The sequence below is a fragment of the Pirellulales bacterium genome (genome assembly GCA_036499395.1).
Taxonomy (GTDB): domain Bacteria; phylum Planctomycetota; class Planctomycetia; order Pirellulales; family JACPPG01; genus JACPPG01.
This window is the reverse complement of the sequence record DASYDW010000136.1, coordinates 209629-231952: the sequence shown is the minus strand read 5'-3', so window position 1 is coordinate 231952 and position 22324 is coordinate 209629. Positions and strand designations below refer to the sequence as shown.

Sequence of the window (22324 nt, the reverse complement as noted above, 5' to 3'; positions counted from 1 at the left end):
AGAGTTCACCGAGGCCACAGAGAATTCTCTAGGCACAGTTCCCTAACTTTCTCTTGGTGCCTTTTCGCACTTTTCGTGGCCGGATTTTCTAAGTACTTGTAGGGTGTGTCCGAGACACACCACTCTTCTGATCCCTGGCTTTCAATCTGCGAAAATTGGCGCAATCTGCGGATCAATAAAAAAGGTGCGTCACAGACGCACCCTACGTCGGAAAACTTCCTCATTCGCGATTCAGGATAGTGTGTTTGCACCGCACCATGAATCGCCGAGCCAAAGTGCCGGTCCCGCTCATCATTTCGCGCTCCGCGTTTCCCCCACGCATCGTTCATCACACGGTATTTGCTTCACTGCCCTCTGCCCACTTCCTCCACTTCCGCAACGCCATGGTAAAACTTTCGACGCGCGCAAAAAAAAGCCCGCGGAAGGTTTTCGCCTTCCGCGGGCTTTCAAATGCAAACTTTGCTTACGACGTCGCTAGTTAACGTTGTCCGAAATGGGCAACCGGTCATCGCGGACCGCGTAACGCTTGAGCGTGATCAGGTCGGTTTCGTTCTTCATGAACTTCACGGACCCGTCACCCATCAGCGCCTGGGCGCCGGCCGGATGTTGTGAGTTGATGGGGTTATTGATCCCCGTCAGGCTCGAGGTGCCGGGGGTCAGGCCCGCCGTTGGACAAACTCCGCAGGACACCGAGTCATTGGTGACATTTTGGAGCGACGGGACGGGGGGATAAGCCCCGCTGCCCGCATTTGTCCCCTGGCTGATGCGTGCTGAAAACGCATTGATCGGCCAGCGAACAGTCGTCAAGGCGTAAATTCCCAGATTTCCTGTGGTGGCTACCATGGGCTGCGTGGGGCTGGGGCTGCCGTTGCCATTGGTGCCAGTAAAGCCACCGAAGAGGGCCGTTGCCCGCAAATCCCCTTGTTTGCCGGCATTGCCGGCGGCGGCGCCGTAATACTGCCAGCCGGACTGTTCAGCGACCACCATCGTGTTGCTGGTGCCGTCGGAAAGACCGGCCAAGCCAATGGATTTACCCGGCACCAGTGCGCCGGCCGCGCTGGCGATACCCTGCGGTGTAATCTGATAACGAGCATCGGTCTTCATCGCACCGCCAGAAACCGAAGGGTCGATTCCCAAGGCGTAACCGCCGAGCGTTGGCGCCGAACCGGGTGCGTCATTTCCGCCATCCGAGGGCGTTACCGTTGTCGGCAACGCGACGGCCCCCGATATGCCGGCATACGTCGGTTGCACGATCTGCGATTGAACGCCCGGCACGGTAGGCACGGTTGTGGACGCAGGTGTACACAGGCCCGAATAAAACTGAGGCAACGGGCTGGAGGGGCAGAGCATGTACGCCGGACGGAAACCCTGCGGACTGGTCGAGTTATTTGTTGGATTGCCGACCAGGCCGGAATTGCCGCTCAGCGGAACGGAAGCTGTGGTTCCCATGCCCGACCAGCCAACCAGGGCGTTATTGGGGACCGAGTTGTTCCACTGCTGGGCCACAGCGGTCCCTTCGGCATACGCCAAGAGTCCGACCCAGAAAGAATTGCCCCAGGTGTAGCCGGCGGCGCTATTACCTGCCGCGCGGGCACCATACGGCATCTTGTTGAACGAATCGTGATAGTTCTGCAGAGCCAGCCCAATCTGCTTCAAGTTGTTAGAGCATTGGGCGCGACGGGCTGCTTCGCGCGCCATCTGCACGGCCGGGAGCAACAAAGCGATCAAAATGCCGATGATGGCGATCACGACTAGTAGCTCTACCAGCGTGAACGCCCCGCGGCGACGGGATGTAGGCCACGAACGAGACATCGCACGACCTCCGGATAAGAAATGATTAGGACCGGACACAGAATCTCTTGAAACGCACGACTTCAAAATCCAAGACATAGGCACTCGGCAAATGAATGATCCGCCGAGCATTAAACGCAATACAAACAGATCCCCCTCATCGGATTCGTCGCCTGAAGGGTGCGAATCCGATCAATCGCTTCGCAAACGACAAGCTCTCCGGTCTGAAACCGGAAACCTTTCACCATCGCATTACCCGGTGAGACGTAGCCTGTGGCCGACGTAACCTCGGGCTGTCGATGAGAAAACCGCACGTCCCCTTAAGAAACGCGCGGGGTCATTCGAGAGCGGTTGTCATTATCTACGATAAACCGTAATCCTTGCAAGGGTTTTGAGAAAACTTTTGCCACCGACCGACGAGTCGACCTGTGACCAGATTATCGCCGCGCCGCTGGATGCCCTTCACCCGGCGCGTACCGTATAAGAACCTGCCCCCAAAAGGAACGGTAAACCTCCCCGCTTTTGCTCGATTCAGCCCTGCCGGGCTCCGCGCCGTCACGGCACCCGGTTTAATGCGTTCGGCGACTCCTAATTGGCGGTCCAATCGAGGATCCATTAAACCTCTAAACCTCGTGCATTGCCCGGGGGCTAGAGGTAGCCAAACCTCAGGGGACGATTTCCAGATCGGGCAGCGCCCGGGCCAGTTCTTTCCGCCCCTCGGGCGTAGTCCTGGTGCGTCGCAAAAGTATCTCCTCCAACGACGTACAGCGGGCAATCGCCGCCAGCCCGGCGTCGGTAATCTCGGTTTCGCGCAGGTCGAGCCCCTGCAACTGCACCGCGTGGCGGGCCATCGCACGCAGGCCGTCGTCGGCCGCCCGCGTTCCCCGCAGTCCCAGGTGGACTAGCCGCGCGAATCCAGCCAGCCGGGCGCCGGTGACGTCGGTTCCGTCCAGCACCAGGAACTCGAGCCGTGGCAGTTTTCCAAGCTGGACCAGGCCCGCGTCCGTGATGCTCGTATTGGTCAGGGACAGCCGTTCCAGGCACGCGAGGCTTACGAGCGCCGCCAGTCCCTGGTCCCCGACGATCGTATCGTCGAGGAACAGCCAGGCGAGCGACGGCAACTGGGCCACTTGCTGCACCCCATCGTCCGTGATGCCGGTGCCGTTCAGCCATAAGCTGTCGATATGCGTTAGCTGTGCGATCGAGTGCAGACCCTTGTCTGTGACCTTGGTGCTCGCCAGCTTCAGGCTGCGCAATGCTTTCATATCTAGAAGCGCCGAGAGGCCCAGATCGTCGACGTCGGTATGCGATAGCCAGAGTCCGGCCAGTTGTCGGCAACCCTTCAATTGCGTCAGACCGACGGAATCGACTTGCGTGAAGGACAGGTTCAGCCATTCGAGTTGCGCGAGTCCTGCCAGGTGGCGTAGCCCATCAGATGTGACAGGCGTGCCCTGCAGATACAGGCCGCGCAAGTTTCTCAGGCCCGCCAGATGCCGCAGGCCATCGTCGCCGATGCGCGTTTCGCCCAGATAGAGAATTTGCAGTTCATTGAGGGGCGCCAGGTGCGACATGCCGGCATCGGTGATATTCGAACGGCTGAGATCCAGCCACCGCACACGCGCGAGCGCCCCGAGATGTTCCATGCCCGCATCCGCGCCGCCATAACGCACAGCCAGAAATGCCTCTTCATCTTTACCGTTTGGGATCAGTTCGACGGTGCCGCCGGCGCGTTCGATTTCCTGCCGCGCATGTTCGGCTGCCGGATCCGTTGCTGCCACAATCGTGGCAGCACTTGCCCAAAGCGCGATCGCCATCAGAACGCGGCCCACCGCGGGCGCGCTGCAATGTCGATGTCGCCGACGCTCGACAGTCCTGGACATATCGCTCGTAACTGGGTTGGTCTTCGCGGCCGCGTGCGGGTTTTCAAGACGCCGTCGCAACGAAATCATCGCTGCCACTGCGAGAACCCGCATTCTGCCGCCAATCCGGGCTCTTGGCAAAATGTACCTCGCTCCCCGTGGTACGCTTCAACAATCGAAACGGCGAGCGACGGTTTCGTCACGATCCTTCCGCGATGCATTGAGAGACTGCCGTATGGCCGGTTCGCGGTTTATCCGCTGGTCCTTGCTAGTCGTAATGATTGCTGCCGTGCGCGGCGATTGCGGACTGGCAGCCGAACCGACTGTTGCGCCGTTGTCACTCGTGAAAAACGGCAGCTTCGAGGAGTCCGCGCCCGGCGAGCTATCGCATCCTGCCGGCTGGTATTACGTGCAGCAAGCGGCGCTGGTTGAGGCGAAGGATGCGGCTGCGGGGAGGCGTTTCTTACGTTTCACTAATGACGTGCCAGGCCGCACGGCGCAGGCGCAACAGCATGTGCGGATTGATGGCCGCGATGTGCGCGCAATTCTCGTCGCGGCATCGGTCGCGGTGCAATCCGTCGCGCCGGGGCAGTCTTTGCCCGAGCGTGCGGGGGTGCGCATTCATTTCTATGATGCCGACGACGTCGAAATCGGGCAGGAGACGCTTGGCCCCTGGGCCGGCAGTAAATCGTGGTCGCGCGAGACGGCACGTTTCGCCGTGCCTGAGCGAACTCGTTTGATCCTGATCGAGGTCGGCCTGGCCGGCGCGACGGGCACGGCCGATTTCGACGACGTGCAAATTCTGCTAGCGCCGCAAAACCCAACGGCACTGCCGCGACGCATTGGCAAGTAGCAAAGCCGCGGCCGCATCACGCACCGGCCGATGTCGCAGCTTGACCGGGCCCGCGCGATCGGCGACAACACAAAGGGCACGCCTGGCGCCGGCTATGCGCCACGAATTCCTACCTCGCTACCTTCCGGATCATGATGGCATGCTGAAGCAAATCTTTGCCGGGCGGATCGTCCTGGCCGCATTCGCTCTGATCGTTACCGCAACGCTTTCCGCTCATGCCGAGAATTGGCCGCAATGGCGCGGCCCGCGCGATGACGGCACCAGCCTCGAGACTGGACTGCCGACCACCTGGAGCGCGACCGAGAACATCGCCTGGCGATTGCCAATGCCCGGACCGGCCGGCGCGACCCCCGTCGTGTGGGGCGACCATATATTCCTTACCAGCGCCCGCGAACGCGATTTGCTGCTGATTGCTTGCGACACCGCGGGCAAGCAATTGTGGGAGCGCGTTGTCGCGACCGGTGATCAAGAAGTGCGCGGCGACGAAGGCAACTCGGCTTCGCCTTCTCCTTGCACCGATGGCAAGCACGTCTGGACGTTGATGGGCACTGGTGACCTGGCCTGCTACGACTTCGCCGGTAACGAAGCGTGGAAGTTCAACCTGCAAGATCGCTACGGCAAATTCCAGATTCAATTCGGCATGACCTCTACTCCGGTGCTGGATGGCGACAAGCTCTATTTGCAATTGCTGCACACCGGCACGGCCTTGGTCGTCTGCCTGGACAAAACAACCGGCGCCGAAATCTGGCAGCAAAAGCGTCCCAGCGATGCTCGCGCCGAATGCGAGCACTCTTATGCTTCGCCGGTGCTCTACCGTGATAGCGGGCATGAGTTTCTGCTGACTCATGGCGGCGATTACGTCGTGGCCCATCGCCTGGCCGATGGCGCCGAGATCTGGCGCTGTGGCGGGCTGAATCCCAAGGGGAATTACAATCCCACGCTGCGATTCGTCGCCTCGCCGGTCGCGGCCGAGGGGTTGGTCGTCGTCCCCAGCGCGAAGAACGGTCCCGTCCTGGGCATTTCGCCCGACGCCCGCGGCGACATTTCCGAGACCCAAGAGGGGCACGTTTGGACCCGGGCTAAGAACACCCCGGACGTTCCGTCGCCGGTTGTTCACGACGGACTGGTGTACCTCTGCCGCGAGAACGGGGTGCTGATTTGCGTCGATGCCAAATCGGGCCGCGAACTCTACGAAGAACGAGCCCACCCGACGCGCTATCGTGCTTCGCCTGTCTATGGGGATGGCAAGATCTATCTGACTGCCCGCGATGGCGTCGTTACGGTCGTCAAGGCGGGCCGGCAGTTTGAGTTGCTGGCCGAGAATAAGCTAGGTGAAGATAAGGACGCCATCTCGATCTCGTCGTCGCCGGCAATCTCGGGAGGGCGGATTTATCTGCGGGCTTTCGACGCCTTGTACGCCATCGGGCCCAAAGTCGCGAAATAGTCGCCCGTGAGAAAACTATTTGCCGCGGCGGTCCGGCCAGCTTAGTTTCACATTTTTCGCTGCATGCATTTCGACATCCTTGAGATGACCCACGTATGAACCAGCTCATTCGTTTTTGGCAGATCGCCGTACTTTCGGCGTTGATTTTCGCAGCGGCGGCTGCAGCGGCGCAGGCTGCCGATCAGGGAGACTTCGAAACGGTCTTCAATGGCCACGATCTGACGGGTTGGGTCGTTGAAGGAACCAGCATTCGCAAGGAAGGGGAACAGACCCTGCCGGTATGGACCGCGGTCGGTGATGAGATTCGTTGCGGCGGCGGCGGATTCGGTTTCTTGCGTCTCGACCGGAAGGTGTGCGACTTCGTGCTGCAGGCCGAGTTCAAGCCCGAGCCACGCGCTAATAGCGGTATCGGCATTCGCACCGTTCCGTATCGCAACGTGCGCCAGACGCGACCGTCGTTTGCCGCGTATGAGATTCAACTGCAAGACGACGCCGGCAAACCAGTCGACGAGCATTGCACCGGCTCGCTGTATCGTTACGTCGCGCCGACGGAGAACGCGATCAGGCCGGCCGGAGAGTGGAACACCGTCGAGATTCGGTGTACCGGACCGCACATCGAAATCACGATCAATGGCCGCAAAGTTCAAGACGTCGATCAAACCAAGATCGCCCAGATCAAAGACAAGCCGCTTTGCGGTTATGTCTGCCTGCAAAACCACGGCAGCCCCTGCGCCTTTCGCAACGTGCGGTTGCAAACTGTAAAAGCGGCCGAGTAAAGGCGGAGTCGACCGCCTCGGGAATCGGTCTTCACGATCAAGCGGTCTTTGTCCGTTGTTCGGCAGTTCCTTCTCGTGGAGCGCAGCGCATGCGACGTTTCTTGTTTCTGTTGTTCGCGCTGGCGTTGGACCAAGCGGCGCCGGCGGCCGAGCTGTCCTTCCGCACCGAAGAGATCGGCACCGGTCTGGGCGTCGGTTATGCCGTGATCGTCGTCGATATGAATCAGGACAAGCAGCCTGACATCGTCGTCGTCGATACGGCTCGCGTCATCTGGTATGAAAACCCCAAGTGGCAGATGCACGTCATCATTGAAGGTCAGACAAAGAAGGACAACGTCTGCCTCGCGCCGTACGACATCGACGGCGATGGCCGACTCGATTTCGCGCTGGGTGCCGATTGGCGCCCCTTCGACACAGCCACCGGCGGCACCGTGCAATGGCTCGCCCCGACGGGCAAAGTTGGCGATCGCTACGAAGTCATTCCGATTGCCGAAGAACCGATGATGCACCGCATGCGCTGGGCCGACATTGATGGCGACGGTCGCGCCGAGCTACTGGCCGTGCCGCTCATGGGGCGCGACACGAAGGGCCCCGACTGGGACGCGCACGGCGTTCGCATCCTGGCCTACCATATCCCCGCCGACCCACGCCGCGATCCGTGGCCCTTCGAGGTGATTAACGACGAGCTGCACGTCACGCACAACTTTTATCCCACCGACGTTGATGGCGATGGCAAGCCCGAGATTCTGGTGGCCAGCTTCGAAGGGGTGACGCAACTCAAGCGCGACGCCGACGGTAAATGGAAATCGCAACGGCTCGGCTTTGGTAATCAAGACGCCATCGAAACCGGCAACTCCGACCCGCGTGCCGCTCCGCGCAGTCGCGGCGCCAGCGAAATAAAGCTCGGTCGACTGGCTGCACAGCCTTACATCGCCACGATCGAACCCTGGCATGGATTTCAGGTTGTCACGTACACGCCCCCCGAGAAGGTCGATTTGCGAGAGCGAAAACCGCCGGCCGACAATATGTTCTGGAAGCGTCATTTGCTCGACGCGGAACTGAAGTGGGGGCATGCCGTGTGGTGCGCCGATCTGGACGGCGACGCCGACGAGGAACTGGTGATCGGCGTGCGCGACGAGTTGAACGAAAAAGCCCGTTGCGGCGTGCGTGTCTACGACCCGGTCGATGCCGAAGCGGGACGTTGGCACAAACAGGTCTTTGATCCGGGGGGCGTGGCGGTCGAGGATCTGGCGGTCGCCGATTTCAACGGCGACGGCCGCCGCGACATCGTGGCCGTCGGCCGACAAACGCACAATGTGCGAATCTACTGGAACGAAACTCCGCAGCAGTCCGGCGCACGTTGAGAACGTCTCTGCTCACTGCCCTCTGCCTACTATTTACTGCTTCGCACTCTTAATCAGTTCGCGCGCCACGGCGTATCCGGCGACCAAAAGTCGTTCGCTGGAGAACCGTAATCGTTCCGGATGATTGCGTACCGCCTCGTTCAGTTTCGTGGTCACCTGGTCCTGCCGGCCGCGCAGCTCCTTGTCCAAGGCATGCCGCAGTCGATCCCCCAGTTCCTCGGCCGCGTGGCCGTCGATCCGGCTCACCCGTTCGAGGTCGATGTCGGCCAGCGCCAGCTTCACGCCCAGCACTTTCGGCTCGACGACCAGGTCCCCCAAAAAGCGACCCGGCACGATCGATAATGCCACTTCGCAGTCCAACTCGGCTTCGATCTTGCTTTGTGCGTCGACTTTGAAGTTCAGCATTTTGACGCCGCGCCGCCATCGCTCGTATCGTGCTTCGCCGTCGAGCTGCGCTGACAGATAAAGTTGGAACGCTAGCCTCCCGGCGCCCGCACGGCGGATTCCGGCGATGCGCACGTGCAGATTTTGCGCAGGATCGACCAGCGTTACGCGATAGTTTGTCCAGAGCCCGTCGTTGACATCCTTGGTTCGCTTCTGGATGCGCAGCCGACCGTTGTCGCGGTCAAATTTCAGGCCGCTCGTCACTTGTCGTTGCTGGCCCCAGTCATTGTCGCCGGTAATCTCGCGAGGAAGGTTTTCGAGAAGAATGCTCCGCGCCAAGTCCGATAGACTTTGCTCGCCAACCTGATCGGCAAGAGCACGGCTCGTCCCGCTGGCAGCCAGTAGGAAGCAGTACATCACGATCAAAGCGTGAATTGTGATAGCGCGCATGATCGACATTCCATTGTCGAAGGAAGTGCAATGCCCGGCACGAGATCGCGAAGTCTAACAGACGCCGGGCCAACCAGGGCACGCCAGTTCGCGCGGTCAAGACGGTGCTAGCAGCGTATTTTTCCAATCTGTCGTACGAACGGACTAAGAAGTCTCTTTGCGGAACTCAGCTCGATAGACTTCTTGTCCATGCAGCCGCGTGCGGCGTTCGAAGTGCGTGCGGTAGTCCAGATCGTGCTCCGCCGCGCGTTCGGTCACGGGCAGTGGCCCGACGAGCGACGTGAACTCCTTGACCGACTGCACACCGGTTTGGAAATATTCCTCGACGTCGGTCCAGAAGTGCAGGCTGCCCCCCTCGCGTAGCGTCCGCTGCACGTCGCGCAAAAAGGGTTCGTTCATTACTCGCCGCTTCTTGTGCCGTGCTTTCCACCACGGATCGGGAAAGTAAACGTGTACGGCGGAAAGCGAGTCGGCCGGCAGAAACTCGCGAAACACACGCAGCCCATCGCCATGAACCATCCGGGCGTTGGCGGAATCCGCGCGGGCCAGTCGCGCCGCGGCGAATTCGGCATACTTTCGTGCGACTTCGATGCCCAGGAAATTGCGATCGGGCTGAGCCTGCGCGGCGCCGGTGAGGAATAATCCCTTGCCGCTTCCTATCTCGACCTCCATCGGCGCCGCGCGGCCAAACAACGCGGCTTCATCCCACGGCGATGGCAAAGCGTCGACCGTTGTCAGCCACGGCGACAAGGCGAGCGCGGGATCGAGTTTTCTTAAGGCGCGACGTCCCATGAATCTTCAAACGACCTGTCGAGCGTCTTCTACGGAATCAAAGGGATGGTCATCGCGCGGCGGCTCGTCCGGCATGCCAAAGCTTAACACCTGCATCAGCCCCATACCCGCTAAAAAGCCGCCGACGTGCGCCCACCAGGCGACACCCGCCGCGGCCAGCTTCCCCTCGACGGCTCGCGCCGCCAACAACTGCTCGATGAACCAGAACCCCAACACGGCGAGCGCCGGCAACTCGACCACGGTGAAGAAGATTACCAGGAATACGAAGGTGTGTACGCGCGCGAAGGGCCAGGTGATCGTATATGCCCCCAGCACCGCGGCCACGGCGCCGCTCGCGCCGATTAGCGGCACGCTGCTATCCGGCTGCATGTACCAATGACACAAGCTGGCGAGCACGCCCCCGACCAGGTACAGGGCGGCAAAGCCAATGTGCCCTAGCCGGTCTTCGATATTATCGCCGAAGATCCACAGGAACCACATATTGCCGATCAAGTGCAGCCAGCCGCCGTGCAAGAACATGGCCGTGATCAGCGACATATAGATTTCGGCGCGATCCGGTTCCAGCACGACCCGCATTACCTGCGGCGGAAATCCGGGGCGTTGCGGCACCGCCACCTGCAAAGGAATTGCTTGCGGCACTTGCAACTGCGCCAGCCGCAGCGGAATAAAGCCGTGCTGGTAAGCGATCACGTTTTGCATAAGCGGCGGTTGCCGCGTCATCCAGACCAGCGCCGCGACATTGATAACGATGATCAAATACGTAACGACCGGCAATCGTTGGGCAGGCACGTCGTCGCGAAAGGGAAAGATCATTGTCCCCGCGCTTCTTCTTTAACTCGACGACTGCGGAGCTTCAGTCAAACGATCCAGCGGCAGCGGAACACCGAGGATTTCTCCCTCGCAAACCATCGTCTCGCGAACAAAGCCCTGGTAGCGCGACATGAGCATCGCGCCCTGGCGGATCTTCAGCAATTCGGCGACGATCACCAGCCGATCTCCCGGCACCACCATGTCGCGGAAGCGAACTCCGTCCAGCCCGCCGAACCCCAGCACGTCCGAGCCCATCAGGCCGTGCTTCGATGCGAAGTATCCGCACAACTGTGCCGCGGCCTCGCACATCAAAATGCCAGGCAGCACGGGACGCCCCGGCATGTGCCCGCGAATCCAGAATTCGTGTTCCCCGTAATCGCGATAGCCGACGCAGATTTTTTGTTCGATATCGTCGAAAACGACCGCCGTCAGTTGCTCCATCTCGAATCGTTGCGGATTCCAGCGGCGAATCTCCTCAATGTCCGCGACCGTACGGTTCAAGTCGTAGGCCGCGAAATCGAGAATCAAGTCTTTCGACGACATTGGTCCACCCCACACATTCGAGGACCGGTGTTCAACTGCCCAACAAACGGCTTCCTACTCCGGCGCGACACGCTTCATTTCCGGCTCGTGCCCTCCAGCAGGCCGAGCGATCAAACGCACCCAAGGCACCTGCTGGTGCTTTTCTCTCCCAACGGATGCTTCTCTCGCCGCGGATGCGCGCTGCCCTAAAGGCCCGAGGAAACTCGCAGCCGCAAGAACCGCAGCGCACCGCATGACGCTGGAGGCTAAATTTTCCTGGATACTAGGTTTTAATGTGCTTGCGCTTCGCCTTGCGGGCTTTGCTATTGGCGGGACGAGCCCCGTGATTGGCTTTCTTCAGTCCACGATGAGGCTTGGCCATGCGTACACTCTCCAGGTTCGAAATCTTATGCGAAAGGGTAAAAGCAGTCGGGCCGTAAAACCAGAATGCCCGCTCCGCCCCAGCGGTGATATGACGCCGGTCGACCGGCGGTTGATCGCAAGACGCAGAAGCATAGCGTCAGATCACGATCAATTTCCGCTTGGGTTACAATAGGCTATCATGGACGCGTCTGGCTGAAAAGACGGTCATAAAACGGCCATGCTAGTACCAATTCCTGTTCGCCCGCCGGGAAAGAACCGGCGTACAATAATGACGAACGATTCGCCGGCTTCGCGACGTTTTCGACCCTCACGTTTCCGCAACCCAGGTAAGTTATTCCGGCAGGTCGGCGTTCGCCTTGGCTTCGGGCTGTTACTGGTTATCGTCGTTGCCGTGACCGGTTGCGGTGTGAGCCGCTCCGATCTGGGCGAGATCGTTACCGAGTTGCCGAACGCGCCGGTCGAGAAGAAGCAGGCCGGCGAAGCTCAGGAAAATCCCGACGATACCAGCGTCTCGGCCCCAGGCGAGCCAGCCGCTGCCAGTTCGCCGACCGAGAGTCCGGCGAAGTAAGTATCGGCGCGGCCGGGCACCCGTCAGTCTTTGACGTCAGGCCGATTTCCCCTTGCGGTTCTTGGCGAGTGCCTGCGCCAGATACTTTCCGGTGATCGAATCGGGATTCCTCGACACGAACTCCGGTGTTCCTTGTGCCACAACCCGGCCGCCGTCAGCCGCGGCCCCTGGTCCCAGGTCGATGATGTAGTCGGCCGCCTTCATTACCTGCAGATTGTGCTCGACCACGATCAGCGAATGCCCCACGGCCAGCAGCGCCTCGAAGCAATCGAGCAATTGCACGACGTCGAAAAAGTGCAGCCCAGTCGTCGGCTCATCCAGGATAAAGAGTGTCCGCGACCGCCGGGCCGAGGACATATAGCCGGCCAGCTTCAGTCGCTGCGCTTCGCCGCCGGACAGCGTATTGGCCGGCTGCCCCAGGCGCAAATAATCGAGCCCCACGTCGATCAGTTTTTTTAGCGCCGCTTGCACTTTGGTGCTGCCGCGGAAAAAAGTGAATGCCTCGCGCACGGTCATCTCGAGCACGTCGGCGATGTTCCGGCCGCGGTGGGTGACGTCGAGAATCTCTTGCCGGTAACGCCGCCCGTGGCATTGGCCGCATTTCATGTAAACGTCGGCCAGGAACTGCATGTCGATCTGGATATACCCGTCGCCATTGCAAGCAGCGCAGCGTCCCCCCTCGACGTTAAAGCTGAAGTGACTGGCTGTGTAGTTCCGCGTGCGGGCTTCGAGTGTGTCGGCGAAGACGTTTCGAATTTCGTCGAACGCCTTGATATACGTCACGGGGTTCGAGCGAGGCGAGCGGCCGATCGGGCTTTGATCCACCAGGATCACGTCATTGATCTGTCCGTCGCCGTAAACGTCATCGCAGGGGCTGGGGGCCTCGGCCTCTTTGCGCATCCGCCGGCAGAGTGCGGGATAAAGCGTGTCCTCGACCAGCGTGCTCTTGCCTGCTCCGCTGACGCCGGTCACCACGCACAACACGCCCAATGGAAATTCCACGGACAGGTTTTGTAGATTGTTGCCCCGCGCCCCGGCGAGACGAATCCAACCGTGATTCGGCGCGCGGCGCTTCTCGGGCATGTTGAAGACGCGCCGGCCTGAGAGATAATCACCGGTCAGGCTGGCGGTGTTCTCCTCCATTTCGCGGGGCGTACCCTGAAAGACGATCCGGCCACCGCGCTCGCCGGCGCCCGGCCCGATCTCGACCAGCATGTCCGCGGCGCGAATCATTTCTTCTTCGTGTTCGACGACGATCACGGTATTGCCACGGTCGCGCAGCCCCTTGATCGCTTTCACCAGCCGCGACGTGTCCTGCATGTGAAGGCCGACCGACGGCTCGTCCAGCACGTACAGCATGTTCACCAGGTTCGAGCCCAGGGCTGACGTCAGCGCCACACGCTGCGATTCGCCCCCCGAGAGCGTCCGCAAAGTTCGATCAAGTGTCAGATAACCCAGGCCCACGGTGCGCAAGAAACCGAGCCGGGCTTGCACTTGTTCGAGCATCGTGCGGCCGACCGAGCGCTCCCAATCCGACAGGTCCAATTGCCGCACGAAGGGCTCGGTCTCGTCGACCGGCATCGCGCAAATCTCGGCGATGTTCTTTCCACCCACGCGAACGGCCAACGCCTCGGGACGCAATCGCGCTCCATGACAGGCAGGGCAGGGGCGGTAACTGCGCCAGCGGCTGAGGAACACCCGCACGTGCATCTTGTACTTGCGTTTTTCCAGCCAGGCGAAGAATCCTCGCAACCCGCCGAACTCGCGCTCAGGCACTCCATCAACAACGATCCGGCGCTGATCGTCCGTTAACTCGGCGAACGGAATATCGATCGGCAGCGAATAATCGTTCGCCAGCGCCACTAGCTCGTCGCGCTCATGCGCGTAGGCCGGCGTGTTCCATGGCGCTACTGCTCCTTCGCGCAGCGTTTTCTGCTTGTCCGGAACAACCAGGTCCATGTCGATGTCGACGACGTTGCCAAAGCCCTCGCACTCGGGGCATGCTCCCAGTGGGCTGTTAAAACTGAACAGTCGCGGGTCGGGCTGCGGATATTCGATGCCGCAATCGTCGCACATCAGCCGAGTATTCCGTCTCACACGCCTCCACGTCCGACCGTCGAGATCGACGGTCGCACCGCCAAAATCGGTCGCTCCGACCGTCGATTCGTCGACATACAAAACCGCGTGGCCATGCCCCTTCTCGAAGGCGGCTTCCAAGCTGTCGCGCAGCCGTTCATCACTCGTGCTGCCCACGGTCAGCCGGTCAACGACAACATGCCAGCCAGACGCCGACTCATGCGGCACTGCCGTAGGTGGAATCGATGACGATGCGATTGATGGCGATGAGATCGATAACCCCTCTCCCTCGCTCTGCGGGGAAGAGGGCAGGGTGAGGGGGTCCGCGAAAAGCGGCAGTTTTTCGCCAGCGTCGCCGCGGGAAGTCGCTTGCGCGGCGATCGTCGCCAACTCGATGATCCTCTCGCCGACCACCGCGCGCACGTATCCCTCTTCGATGATCCGCGCCGCTAACTCGTGCGGCGCCATCGTAGCCGTCGAAGGCCACGGAAAGGCCAGCATGTAGCGCGTGCCGGCAGGCAACCGGGCGATTTCCGCGGCCACGCTTTGCGGCGTGTGCCGGCGCACCTCGCGACCGCATTGCCGACAAAAGATTCGGCCTATCCGCGCGAGCAGCAGCCGCAGATAGTCGTAGGACTCGGTCGACGTCCCCACGGTCGAACGACTCGACCTCGCACTGGTCGAAGCGGCCACGGCGATCGCCGGCGAGATGCCATCAATTCGCTGGGCTGCCGGCTTTTCCAACCGTTCGAGAAACTGCCGCGTGTAGGCCGAGAAGCTTTCGATGTACCGGCGTTGCCCTTCGGCATAGATGGTATCGAAGGCCAGGCTGCTTTTGCCGCTGCCGCTGACGCCGCAAAACACGATCAATTTGCGATGGGGCAGGTCGAGATCGATCCCTTGCAGGTTATGCACCTCAACGCCGCGCAGGGAAATCAGCCGTTCGCTCACGTCCTCTTCTCCCTGCCGACTTCAGTGCATAATGACGCAAATTGTTATGATACCCCCGGTGTCACGGGTTCGTCCACCTGCGCTACTCGGTCCTCGCCAGGCTCGCCCATGTCCGCGGTATTCTCCGATAACCCACAGTTTGCCCGCCTGCTCGCTCAGCGCGACGTCGAGGTCGACATTCCGCAACTCATGCTGGAATTCGCCACCGACGTATACCCAGACTTGAGTGCCAAGAGCTCGCTGCAGGAATTGGCCCGCCTAGGTGAGGCCGCGCGACAAATGGTGAGCGCAGCCGGCGGCGATATCGCGAATCGACTGCAGGCCGTCAGCGAGTTGCTCTATCAACAGGAAGGCTTCGGCGGCAATCAAGATTCGTACTACGATCCGCGCAACAGTTATCTCAACGATGTGCTCGAGCGGCGCTTGGGCATCCCCATTTCACTCGCCATTGTTTACACCGCTGTGGGTCGACAGGCGGGGCTCGATTTATTCGGCGTTGGGTCACCCGGTCATTTCATGGTCGGCTGCCACGGCAACGGTCAGACGCTGTACATCGATCCGTTCGACGACGGCGAGATATTGGACGAAGAGGCCTGCCGTGAACGCATCGAGCGCGTCCTTGGGCAGCAGAACGTGATCTCCAGCGATCACTTTCGCGCCGCGACGACGCGCGAGATCGCGGCCCGCGTCTTGCGTAATTTGAAAGCCGCGTACGCCATGGCGGACTCCTGGCGCGAGGCGCTGCCGGTGCAATTGCGCTTGGTCGCGTTATTGCCCGAGGCTCCGGACGAGTGCCGCGACCTGGGCCTGATCTATTTGCGCAACGGCGACCCCCATCCTGCCACGAAACTTTTGCAGGAATACGTCGAGCAAGCGCCCGCCGAGGCCGGTGAAGCCGTCCTGCCGTTTCTGAAATCGGCACGCCGGATGGCGGCCGAAAGGAATTAGCGACGATACCAGACTCGCCGATTCGTCTTAGCTATCTCGTGCCCGGTCCGCGATAAGCGATCGCTCGCCGCACGGCTGGTGGTAAGGGGGCATTTTCTCCCTTCACGGCATACCACAGGACCTCGTTCAACTCGAAGTCGTTGACTCGGTCGTATTCGCTGAAGTCCATTTTGCTCGAACGTTCGGCCCCGTAGGAAAGTGCCGTGTTCTTTGCGTTCAGGTCATACCGCGCCGGCAGGTGCTTGTACGACGTTGGATTAGGCTTATCTGTGAAAGAGCCGTACATCGGGTTTGCCGCAGCGTCGTATTGGCTCAAGGGGGGTAAGCCTAGGATCAATTCGATTGACCGCAGCATACTCACGGTTGTGTACTGCGTGCTGTCGAGATGCTTACGCTTCGTGTAGGGGCTTATCACCAGGCCGATCGTACGATGGGCGTCGACGTGGTCCGGGCCATTCTGAGCATCGTCCTCGATGACAAAGATTGCCGTCGTGGGCCAGAACTTGCTTTGTGTTACTGCTTCGACCAGTTGGCCAAGCGCTAGGTCGTTGCTCGCAACGCACGCCTGCGGCGTAAACGCACCCGGCGTTGTACCCGAGGTATGGTCTTCACCCAGGCTCATGACGATGAAATTTGGCAAATTTCCCTGTTGCTCGAATTCGCGAAACTCGCGCAGGAAAGTCTCCACGTTGTCCGTGTCTCGGGAGCGTTGGCCGACTGCTTTTGGTACGCCGTAGTCGGGGCACATGTGCCCAGTCAATCCTGGCACGGCTCCCTCCACACGCACTGAACCGTCAGGCTGGCTGACCCGGCGCCCGTACTCGCCGTAACTTCGATACGTCAGACCTGCGCGGGCGCAAGCGTCCCAGATATATCCACTGGGGGCGTTCGACAAGTCTCCGTCGTCGTCATCTTCGACTCCCTCGCGTCCGGAATACGTCAACGTCCAATCGCGGGCGACGTAGTCGGTGTTATATGCCATCGTCGACCACGGGTGCCCATCTCGCGACACCTGGCCGTTGCAATAAAGGTTGTCCAGGAGGACGAATTCCCTGGCTAGCTGATGGTGATTGGGCGAAATATCTTCTCCAAACATGACGAGCGACGGGTCGGCATTCGAGCCGGCCATGTCGCCAAAGACCTGATCGTAGGTGCGGTTCTCCTTGATGATGTAAATCACATGCTTGATGGGAGACGGGTCGCCGACCTTTGTCGGAATCGCCGTCTTGGCTTCACTCGCAGCGCCGGCCAAAAGCTTGTCCGAGTAGGGGCAGTTCTTATAGACCCGTTCCGTGTAAGCGGCCAACTCTTCATCATCAGGCAGCGGAACGATCGACAGCGCGCCAGACAACGTCGTGCCGATGTACGGGTACGGCAGACTGCGTCGTTCGATCTGGTCTTTGTCTTGGGGCGCGAGTTGCGCGGGTATCGGATTCGGTTTGGTTTGATTTCCCTTCCCGACGCCCACCAGCAGGTTCTTGCCGTCCGGCGTTATGGCGACCGCCGTGGGGTACCAACCAGTAGGGATCATGCCCTTCACCTGGCTTTCGTTCGGCTCTTCAATATCGACAACCACAATGCAATTGTTGTCGGCATTCGCGACGAATAATGTTTCGCCATCCGGCGACACAGCAACGGCGTCCGGCGTGCTTCCTTCCGGCGCCTTCGGGAATAGAGTCGTCATGATCGTTTCGGTCACTACGCCGCGGCGCGTGTCCACGACCGAGACGCAGTTGCTCGACGCACAACTGACGAACAGCCGATCGTCCTGCGGGTGTAGCGCCAATTGATTCGGGTGCTCGCCCGTGCCAATGCGAGCCACGACGCGTAAGTCTGCAGGATCAATGGCTAGCAGTTTACGATCCGCCCAGTCCGAAACGTACAGTCGTGATCCGTTTCGGGCCATTACTACGTCGTACGGTCGATTGCCGATTTTTGAAACGCGATCTTCCGCCTTGCCGCTCAGGTCGATTTCGCGCAACGAACCGGAGTTGATGTCGAGCGAATAAAGTTTCTGGCCGTCAACCGACAAGGCAACTCCGCTACGAAACCGGCGGTCGGCACGCCGCTGTTCGCGTGATTGCTTAGACTCATCTGGTTCATCAGCGCTTGTGCGGGACAGATCATTCGATTTAATCGCATAGGCATGCAATATGTCGGCACCGCCTCCGGACCACCACACTTGATCCTGTGCAGCATTTGCGGCCAAGCCATACCAGCTTTGCCGAACGTGTTCGCTGTCAACGATCTTCCTTTCCACTAGATCGACCAAACACAGTTCATGCTGGTTGTACCCGCTGCTGGCAACCAGTGCGTGTCGACTGTCCGCGAGCGGCATGATTGAAAGCGGCATGTCCGTCAGCGTGACTTGCTGCCCCACGGGAGTCAGCGTCCAGCCGTTGGGCAAAAGGTAACCGTCGTCCGTCTTTCCAGCGAAGTGAGGCGTCGGGTTCACGGCTTCCTCCGCCACGCACGGAGTCGAAAAGGCGATCAATACCCCGAGAGCTCTCAAGTACGTCACGGCGGCGGATTGTTGTCGCATTACGATTCTCCTGTCGGCGGTCCCCACCATGGGGTGTGCGGGACGTTATCCTAGCTGGTCGCCGCATGACCAACTACTCCAGACGTGTCGCCCCCGGCCAGTGCCATGTAATGACCCTTTTTGGGCATAAGAAGAACAGTAATCCGGCGGAGTGAGGCTAAAAAGGTTGTCATCTGAATTCGGGCGCTCACGTATTCTCCGCCACCCGCGTGGCGGGAAATCTCGCTACGAGCGGCACGCCAGGGCCAGCCGGATTGCTCGGCGCGGAACTACGGTCGGCGTACGGCCGAGGACGAATTAAAAAAGTGATCCGCTCGCCGCGCCCTCGGGATGAGCGTCCAACGGCCAGTGGCCGTTTTGCCCCTTCAATTAATCACCCCGGTGCCTTTAAATAGGGGGGCGTTTCGTCGAGGGTGTGATACGGATTTGCTCGTCGGCTGGTTGTGCGGAACTAAACGGTGACCGCGTCGAGCTTTCTGAAAAGGAATCGTTGCGCTATGCGAGCGAAGAAGCTGGGCCGGACGTTGAACGATCGTGAGCTTGCGGCGAAGATTCATCCGCTGCGCTACATCAACAACTGGACCAATCTCCTCTACATCGCCGCCGACTACGCCGTGCTGATCACGCTGCTGGTCGGCACGATCGCGGTTTGTCAGAACCGCGCCGCGTGGGGCGTTCCCTGGGCAGCGCTCGTGCCGATCGTCGCGATTTCGATCTTCTTGATCGGCGCCTGCCAGCATCGCCTGGCGGGCATGGGGCACGAGGGTGCGCACTACATCTTGATGAAGAATCGGATTCTCAACGAGTTGGTGTCCGACGTCTTCTGCATGATTCCGATCTTTACCACCACCGAGCAGTATCGTCAGATTCATCTCGGACATCACGAACATACGAACGATTGGAATCGTGACCCGGAAATCTTGAACGTCGCCGAGACACGCCGCATGGCCGACTTCCCCATGACCCCCTGGGAGGTCTTTAAGAACTTCGCGATGCACTTGCTCTGGCCGCCGACGCTGCTGCGTTACACGTGGGACATGATTTACGTCAACGCGCTCGGCAACGGAGTCCATCCCTACGAGCTCGACGACGCACGCCCACGCTTTCCGGGAAAGACGGTTCGCAATTTCCGGCCGGCTACCTGGCTGGGACTAGGCTATGTGGCCGTGATGGCGATCGGCGTCGGTACTGTCGGACTCACGGGGCCGGCATGGTTGCTGGCCGTGGCGCCGGTGGCCTTCTGGTGCGCTGGTTGCGCGGTGGTCTGGCTCCTGCCCGAGTCGTACTTTTTTCAATCGAAGCTGAAACCGGTTTACTCGGTGCGCATAACTAGTATGTTGCGGCTGGCGTCGCTGACGATTCTGCAAACCGCTATTTCGGTTCCGCTGTACCTCACCGGCACGAACTACGCAATTTACTTTTGGCTGTTGTGGGTGCTCCCGCTGGGGACGAGCTTCCCGTACCTGATGCTGTTGCGAGATCTGGTGCAGCACGCCAACGCCGACGATGGCAAGCTGACCAACAGCCGGGTCGTATTCTGCCACCCGTTCATCCGCTGGGCGATGTTCGTCTACGGCCAGGATGCGCACCTGACGCATCACCTCTATCCGGCGGTGCCTCATTACAACCTGCCACGATTGCACGAGCTCCTCAAGCAAGAAAACCAGGAGTATGCCGAGCACGTTGTCGAATGCCACGGGCTGGTAGTGCGCGGTAAGCCCGGCGCCCTGACCGGTATCGAAGTCTTGCGAGTGCCGACCCGCGAGCCGCTGGACGAATCCGCGGACGAACATTCCTCGGCGGAAAGTGCGCTGACGGTCTAGCCGCGGTGGCGGTAAGGTTGCGAATTTCCATTGTCCGCCGCCACGGACCAATCCGTGGCCCTGTTCGATCCGTAGTTCGGTCCGCAGAAGTCGCGTTCGCGGAACGCGGCTTTTCCTCGCTCGACTTTGCCGAGGAACGAGCTCAAGAATCTCTGGAGGCGGAAAACATGGCGACCAGCTTAGCGCGGAAGGTGACGGGCTTGGCCCTGGCGATTGTCATGGTAGTTCTTTCCGAAGCGACCCCAGCGGCCGAAACCGCGCTTGACCGGTACACGACCAAGGCCGATCCCGCGTTCGCCTGGAAGGTGGCGGCCCGCATTCCGGGGGATGGCTACACGACGTACATTATCGATCTGACGTCGCAAACCTGGCGCTCGGCCGACGAAGTTGATCGCCCAGTCTGGAAGCACTGGCTGTCGATCGTCAAGCCGGACAAGGCGGCCGGCGACACGGCGTTTCTCTATATCGGTGGCGGCAAGAACGGTGAAGATATTCCCCAGGCTGCGCCCGAACGAGTTGTGAACCTGGCGCTGGGCACCAACACCGTGGTGGCCGAGCTAGGGCAAGTGCCGAATCAGCCGCTGTTCTTCGCCGACTCGAAAGAAGCCGGCCGATCCGAGGATGACCTGATTGCCTATACGCGCATCAAGTACATCAACACCCACGACGAGACGTGGCTGGTGCGGCTGGCGATGGTCAAAAGCGGCATCCGCGCGATGGACGCCGTACAACAATTCCTGGCCTCCGACGAAGGAGGCAAGCAAAAGGTCGAGCACTTCGTCGTCGCCGGTGGCTCGAAGCGCGGTTGGACGACCTGGCTCGTGGGCGCGATGGACAATCGCGTGGTTGCCATCATTCCGCTGGTGATCGACGCCCTGAATTCCGAGGTCATCACTCGTCACCATTACGAGGCGTACGGTTTCTTCTCGCCGGCGCTGGGGGATTACGTCCGCCACAAGGTCTTTCCCGACAAAGTCGGCACGCCCGAATATCGCGAAGTGCTGCAAATCGAGGATCCCTATAACTATCGTGATCGTGCCCGGCTGAAGATTCCCAAGTATTTGATCAATGCCTCGGGCGATCAGTTCTTCCTGCCGGACAATTCACAGTTCTATTACGCGGAGCTTCCCGAAGAGAAGCATCTGCGTTACGTCCCGAATGCGAAGCACAATCTCGAGGGAAGCGATGCGCGGGAAAGCCTCGAAGCGTTCTATCAGGCGATCCTCAGCAAGCGTCCGCGGCCGCAATTCACCTGGACGAAAGACAAGGACGGTACGCTGATTGTTGCCGCGCCTGAAACTCCGCAGCAGGTGAATCTGTGGCAGGCCACGAACCCCGACGCGCGCGATTTCCGCGTTGATACGATCGGCAAGGCCTGGACATCGACACCGCTGCCAGCAGATAAGCCTGGGAGTTACACTGGTCGCGTCGCCAAGCCAGCCAAGGGATTCACGGCGTTCTTCGTCGAGTTGGTCTACCCCAGCGGTGGCCGTTACCCGTTCAAATTCACGACCGAAGTGAGCGTGGTGCCGGACATCTTGCCGTTCAAGTTCGAGGACGCTTTTAAGAAGAAGTAGCCGTTCGAACACTTGGTAGGGCTGCGGTCGCTGAAGGGCGCCCGCTGAAATTTCCTTTTCCGTGGCAATCTGCCTGCAAAGTCGCGGCGTATTTTAGGCAGTGTCTTTGCGACTCCCGCAAGCAAGCGACACTTACCCGCGGCTCCGGCGCGCTAGCGAGAACGGTGCGCTACTCGAGCTTCCCTGCGTCGTTGCGCAGCGCATCTCGCTGTGCGCCGAAAGCCCCGGGTGGTCAATTTCGCGGCGCCTTCGGGCCCACGTTTGACCGGACTTCCGCGGCATCATTCTTCGTGACGTTGCGTGAGGAATCGCTACTGCACGACACACGCCTGCCTCGGAAGAGTTCGGGCGATCGCCTGCGAATGCTCTTCGTGGCTCTCATGTGCTGACTCTCACGCCATGACGCTTGG

16 protein-coding genes are annotated in these 22324 nt (G+C 60.3%); 8 read left to right on the top strand and 8 right to left on the bottom strand.

What is annotated here, in order from left to right; all coding sequences use genetic code 11:
* Positions 1 to 474 precede the first annotated feature (474 nt).
* Positions 475 to 1812: a DUF1559 domain-containing protein gene (locus tag VGN12_29335; protein HEY4313592.1), complete on the bottom strand. Its 1338-nt coding sequence runs from the start codon at positions 1810 to 1812 to the stop codon at positions 475 to 477.
* Between the two features lie 644 nt (positions 1813 to 2456).
* Positions 2457 to 3605, bottom strand: coding sequence for a hypothetical protein (locus tag VGN12_29330; GenBank protein ID HEY4313591.1), 1149 nt, complete (start codon positions 3603 to 3605; stop codon positions 2457 to 2459).
* 280 nt (positions 3606 to 3885) lie between these two features.
* Here VGN12_29330 and VGN12_29325 point away from each other — a divergent pair, with 280 nt between their 5' ends.
* The 4 genes from VGN12_29325 to VGN12_29310 all read left to right on the top strand — a co-directional run bounded on the left by VGN12_29325 (position 3886) and on the right by VGN12_29310 (position 8087).
* Positions 3886 to 4503, top strand: coding sequence for a hypothetical protein (locus VGN12_29325; GenBank protein ID HEY4313590.1), 618 nt, complete (start codon positions 3886 to 3888; stop codon positions 4501 to 4503).
* Between the two features lie 139 nt (positions 4504 to 4642).
* Positions 4643 to 5947: a PQQ-binding-like beta-propeller repeat protein gene (locus VGN12_29320; protein ID HEY4313589.1), complete on the top strand. Its 1305-nt coding sequence runs from the start codon at positions 4643 to 4645 to the stop codon at positions 5945 to 5947.
* A 95-nt stretch (positions 5948 to 6042) separates the two neighbouring features.
* Positions 6043 to 6723: a DUF1080 domain-containing protein gene (locus VGN12_29315; protein HEY4313588.1), complete on the top strand. Its 681-nt coding sequence runs from the start codon at positions 6043 to 6045 to the stop codon at positions 6721 to 6723.
* 89 nt (positions 6724 to 6812) lie between these two features.
* Positions 6813 to 8087 carry a VCBS repeat-containing protein gene (locus VGN12_29310; protein ID HEY4313587.1) on the top strand — a complete coding sequence of 425 codons (1275 nt, stop codon included), beginning with the start codon at positions 6813 to 6815 and terminating at the stop codon, positions 8085 to 8087.
* Between the two features lie 33 nt (positions 8088 to 8120).
* Here the strand turns inward: VGN12_29310 and VGN12_29305 are convergent, their stop codons facing one another.
* The 4 genes from VGN12_29305 to VGN12_29290 form a co-directional block, all read right to left on the bottom strand.
* Positions 8121 to 8921, bottom strand: coding sequence for a hypothetical protein (locus VGN12_29305; GenBank protein ID HEY4313586.1), 801 nt, complete (start codon positions 8919 to 8921; stop codon positions 8121 to 8123).
* 144 nt (positions 8922 to 9065) lie between these two features.
* Positions 9066 to 9713, bottom strand: a complete 648-nt coding sequence (gene trmB, locus VGN12_29300) for a tRNA (guanosine(46)-N7)-methyltransferase TrmB (protein HEY4313585.1) — start codon at positions 9711 to 9713, stop codon at positions 9066 to 9068.
* Between the two features lie 6 nt (positions 9714 to 9719).
* Positions 9720 to 10526: a rhomboid family intramembrane serine protease gene (locus VGN12_29295; GenBank protein HEY4313584.1), complete on the bottom strand. Its 807-nt coding sequence runs from the start codon at positions 10524 to 10526 to the stop codon at positions 9720 to 9722.
* A gap of 18 nt (positions 10527 to 10544) precedes the next feature.
* The gene (locus VGN12_29290) at positions 10545 to 11066 is read right to left on the bottom strand and encodes a 3-hydroxyacyl-ACP dehydratase FabZ family protein (protein ID HEY4313583.1); all 522 of its coding nucleotides are present in this window, start codon (positions 11064 to 11066) and stop codon (positions 10545 to 10547) included.
* A 631-nt stretch (positions 11067 to 11697) separates the two neighbouring features.
* On the opposite strand from VGN12_29290, the gene VGN12_29285 reads away from it, so the two are divergent.
* Positions 11698 to 11997 carry a hypothetical protein gene (locus VGN12_29285; GenBank protein ID HEY4313582.1) on the top strand — a complete coding sequence of 100 codons (300 nt, stop codon included), beginning with the start codon at positions 11698 to 11700 and terminating at the stop codon, positions 11995 to 11997.
* A 36-nt stretch (positions 11998 to 12033) separates the two neighbouring features.
* Here the strand turns inward: VGN12_29285 and uvrA are convergent, their stop codons facing one another.
* A complete protein-coding gene (gene uvrA / locus VGN12_29280) occupies positions 12034 to 15024 on the bottom strand; it encodes an excinuclease ABC subunit UvrA (GenBank protein HEY4313581.1) in 2991 nt (996 codons plus the stop codon).
* Positions 15025 to 15132: 108 nt separating this feature from the next.
* Between uvrA and VGN12_29275 the strand changes: the two genes are divergently transcribed.
* Positions 15133 to 15972 carry a transglutaminase-like domain-containing protein gene (locus tag VGN12_29275; GenBank protein HEY4313580.1) on the top strand — a complete coding sequence of 280 codons (840 nt, stop codon included), beginning with the start codon at positions 15133 to 15135 and terminating at the stop codon, positions 15970 to 15972.
* A 31-nt stretch (positions 15973 to 16003) separates the two neighbouring features.
* Here VGN12_29275 and VGN12_29270 read toward each other — a convergent pair whose 3' ends face one another.
* Entirely contained in the window at positions 16004 to 18514 is a 2511-nt protein-coding gene (locus VGN12_29270; protein ID HEY4313579.1) for an alkaline phosphatase family protein, read from the bottom strand.
* 497 nt (positions 18515 to 19011) lie between these two features.
* On the opposite strand from VGN12_29270, the gene VGN12_29265 reads away from it, so the two are divergent.
* Together VGN12_29265 and VGN12_29260 are read left to right on the top strand one after the other, a co-directional pair.
* Complete coding sequence (locus VGN12_29265) at positions 19012 to 20337, top strand: fatty acid desaturase (GenBank protein HEY4313578.1); 1326 nt, start codon at positions 19012 to 19014, stop codon at positions 20335 to 20337.
* 167 nt (positions 20338 to 20504) lie between these two features.
* Positions 20505 to 21914 (top strand): PhoPQ-activated pathogenicity-related family protein, encoded by a 1410-nt coding sequence (locus VGN12_29260; GenBank protein ID HEY4313577.1) that lies wholly within the window; start codon positions 20505 to 20507, stop codon positions 21912 to 21914.
* Positions 21915 to 22324: the final 410 nt, after the last annotated feature.

Bases quoted from the DNA above. Each gene is read 5' to 3' on its own strand.
- VGN12_29335 (HEY4313592.1), bottom strand. From the start codon at position 1,812: ATGTCTCGTTCGTGGCCTACATCCCGTCGCCGCGGGGCGTTCACGCTG.
- VGN12_29330 (HEY4313591.1), bottom strand. From the start codon at position 3,605: ATGGCGATCGCGCTTTGGGCAAGTGCTGCCACGATTGTGGCAGCAACG.
- VGN12_29325 (HEY4313590.1), top strand. From the start codon at position 3,886: ATGGCCGGTTCGCGGTTTATCCGCTGGTCCTTGCTAGTCGTAATGATT.
- VGN12_29320 (HEY4313589.1), top strand. From the start codon at position 4,643: ATGCTGAAGCAAATCTTTGCCGGGCGGATCGTCCTGGCCGCATTCGCT.
- VGN12_29315 (HEY4313588.1), top strand. From the start codon at position 6,043: ATGAACCAGCTCATTCGTTTTTGGCAGATCGCCGTACTTTCGGCGTTG.
- VGN12_29310 (HEY4313587.1), top strand. From the start codon at position 6,813: ATGCGACGTTTCTTGTTTCTGTTGTTCGCGCTGGCGTTGGACCAAGCG.
- VGN12_29305 (HEY4313586.1), bottom strand. From the start codon at position 8,921: ATGCGCGCTATCACAATTCACGCTTTGATCGTGATGTACTGCTTCCTA.
- trmB (HEY4313585.1), bottom strand. From the start codon at position 9,713: ATGGGACGTCGCGCCTTAAGAAAACTCGATCCCGCGCTCGCCTTGTCG.
- VGN12_29295 (HEY4313584.1), bottom strand. From the start codon at position 10,526: ATGATCTTTCCCTTTCGCGACGACGTGCCTGCCCAACGATTGCCGGTC.
- VGN12_29290 (HEY4313583.1), bottom strand. From the start codon at position 11,066: ATGTCGTCGAAAGACTTGATTCTCGATTTCGCGGCCTACGACTTGAAC.
- VGN12_29285 (HEY4313582.1), top strand. From the start codon at position 11,698: ATGACGAACGATTCGCCGGCTTCGCGACGTTTTCGACCCTCACGTTTC.
- VGN12_29275 (HEY4313580.1), top strand. From the start codon at position 15,133: ATGTCCGCGGTATTCTCCGATAACCCACAGTTTGCCCGCCTGCTCGCT.
- VGN12_29270 (HEY4313579.1), bottom strand. From the start codon at position 18,514: ATGCGACAACAATCCGCCGCCGTGACGTACTTGAGAGCTCTCGGGGTA.
- VGN12_29265 (HEY4313578.1), top strand. From the start codon at position 19,012: ATGCGAGCGAAGAAGCTGGGCCGGACGTTGAACGATCGTGAGCTTGCG.
- VGN12_29260 (HEY4313577.1), top strand. From the start codon at position 20,505: ATGGCGACCAGCTTAGCGCGGAAGGTGACGGGCTTGGCCCTGGCGATT.